2 protein-coding genes are annotated in these 1,519 nt (G+C 66.0%); both read left to right on the forward strand.

The window, feature by feature from the left end:
- The first annotated feature begins 11 nt into the window (after positions 1–11).
- The gene (locus tag AC1VAN_RS21610; protein WP_480986717.1) at positions 12–848 is read left to right on the forward strand and encodes a CheR family methyltransferase; all 837 of its coding nucleotides are present in this window, start codon (positions 12–14) and stop codon (positions 846–848) included.
- Complete coding sequence (gene cheD / locus AC1VAN_RS21615) at positions 845–1,441, forward strand: chemoreceptor glutamine deamidase CheD (RefSeq protein WP_025878962.1); 597 nt, start codon at positions 845–847, stop codon at positions 1,439–1,441. The genes AC1VAN_RS21610 and cheD overlap by 4 nt, the downstream gene beginning before the upstream one ends.
- Positions 1,442–1,519: the final 78 nt, after the last annotated feature.

Here is a 1,519-nt window from a genome sequence, read left to right on the forward strand (position 1 = left end):
GCCCTACCCCCATCGTCAGCGGTACGCGCGAATTCGAATTCGCCGACCGTGATTTCCGCCGCGTCTGCGACCTGATCTACCAGCGCGTGGGCATCGCCCTCGCCCCGGCCAAGCGCGACATGGTGTACGGACGCCTGTCGCGCCGGCTGCGCACGCTGGGCATGCGCAGCTTCCAGCAGTACCTGGACCACCTGGAACAAGGTGATGGCGACGAGTGGCAGGCATTCACCAATGCGCTGACCACCAACCTCACTGCGTTCTTCCGCGAGCCACACCATTTCGACAAGCTGCGCGAAGAGCTGCAGCAGCGCAACGGGCGCGGTCCGCTGCTGTTGTGGTCGTGCGCCGCCTCCACCGGCGAAGAGCCCTACTCGATGGCGATCACCGCCTGCGAAGCGTTCGGCACCCTGAAGCCGCCGGTACGCATCGTCGCCACCGACGTCGACACCCAGGTGCTGGCCACCGCCGGGCGCGGCGTCTACAACATCGACCGTGTCGCCGGCCTCGATCCGGACCTGCGTCGCCGCTATTTCCAGCGTGGCAGTGGCCCCAACGAAGGCCAGTGCCGCGTACTGCCGGCGCTGCGTGAACTGATCGAATTCCGCCCGTTGAACCTGCTGGCACCGCGTTACGACGTCGGCGGCCCGTTCGATGCGCTGTTCTGCCGCAACGTGATGATCTAYTTCGACAAGCCGACCCAGCGCGCGATTCTTGGCCGCCTGGTCAACCACCTGGCCGACGACGGCCTGCTCTATACCGGCCACTCGGAGAACTACCTGCACGCGGCCGATCTGATCCAACCCTGCGGCCGTACCCTGTACCGTCGTGCGGCAAAGGCCGGCGCATGAACGCATCACTGCGTACCGACGATGTGATGCGCTACCAGGACGCACGCTTCAAGACCATCGCCGCCAAGCTGCTGCCAACCCAGTATCTGGTAGTGGATGACACCACCGCGCTGACCACTACGCTGGGCTCCTGCGTGGCGGCTTGCCTGCGCGACCCGGTACTGAAGATCGGCGGCATGAACCACTTCCTGCTGCCCGAAGGCAACGCCGGCGACGGCGCGCCCGCACGTTATGGCAGCTATGCGATGGAACTGCTGATCAACGACATGCTCAAGCGCGGCGCCCACCGCAAGCGCATCGAGGCGAAGGTGTTCGGCGGCGCCAACGTGCTGAAGGGCTTCACCAGCAATCCGGTAGGCACCCGCAACGCCGAATTCGTGCGCCAGTACCTGCAGGCCGAACACATCCCGATCCTCGCCGAGGACCTGTGCGGCATCCATCCGCGCAAGATCTGGTTCTTCGCCGATACCGGCCGCGTGGTTGTGCAGCGCCTTCCACACGCCCACGAAGCCGAAGTCGCCGCGACCGAATCGGCCGTGCGCGCACGCCTGTCCAAGGCCCCGGTCACCGGTGGCGTGGAGCTGTTCGAATGACCCTGACCGGCAACGCCCCCTGCCGGGTCCTGATCGTCGACGACTCCGCCGTCGTGCGGCAGATGCTCACCGAAATCC

The organism is Stenotrophomonas sp. 05L44_2 (assembly GCF_056665995.1).

Excerpts from the sequence above, each read along its gene's own strand:
- cheD (WP_025878962.1), top strand. The coding sequence starts at position 845 with ATGAACGCATCACTGCGTACCGACGATGTGATGCGCTACCAGGACGCA.